General features: G+C 38.9%; 1 protein-coding gene. It reads left to right on the top strand.

Annotated elements, in window-relative coordinates; all coding sequences use genetic code 11:
* Nucleotides 1-560 (top strand): UPF0236 family transposase-like protein (locus ABFX15_RS12055; protein WP_346025637.1); only part of this gene is annotated, 560 nt, incomplete at its 5' end.
* Between the last annotated feature and the right edge of the window lie 19 nt (nt 561-579).

Genomic DNA, 579 nt, shown 5'->3' with positions numbered 1-579 from the left:
ATCACGTGAATGAAAAAATAAACCAACGGTTAAGTTTTGATAAGCCTATGATTTTTGAAATGAAAAAAGCTGTGAGTGCCTATGATAAAGAGCGTGTACTTAGCGTATTGGCGACGACAGAGAGTCGAATAGAAGATGAGGAGAAAAGAGCTGATAACATAGAACACCTCCGTCTATTAGGGGCTTATTTAGACCGCAATTGGGAAAGTATTCGTCCATTGAAAATGCGAGACTTACCTGTAAGAAATGGGATAGGTATTTGTGAAAGTAATCATCGTCCCTATAGTTATCGTATGAAACGTCAAGGGCGTGGATTTTCAGCCAAAGGAGCTGGAAACTTAGCTTCAATTATTTCAGCTCGTAAAAACGGAACGCTTTTAGAAGCTTTAAGAGCCGAACTACCTGCATTTGAACAAACCATTGTCCCTGAATTTAAAGGCGCTGTTAGAGCTGTTTTGAAAAAGATTAATCGTCCTTCTGTAGGCGTTAAAATGGGAGAAATAGCTAATTATAGTTCCACATCAAGTCCAATGGGACAACTGAAGAAAATGTTTGGGTAATGAAACACACAGAATGAGC

This window comes from Alkalibacterium indicireducens, from assembly GCF_039522005.1.
Classification (GTDB): domain Bacteria; phylum Bacillota; class Bacilli; order Lactobacillales; family Carnobacteriaceae_A; genus Alkalibacterium; species Alkalibacterium indicireducens.
This window is presented reverse-complemented; position numbering and strand designations above follow the sequence as displayed.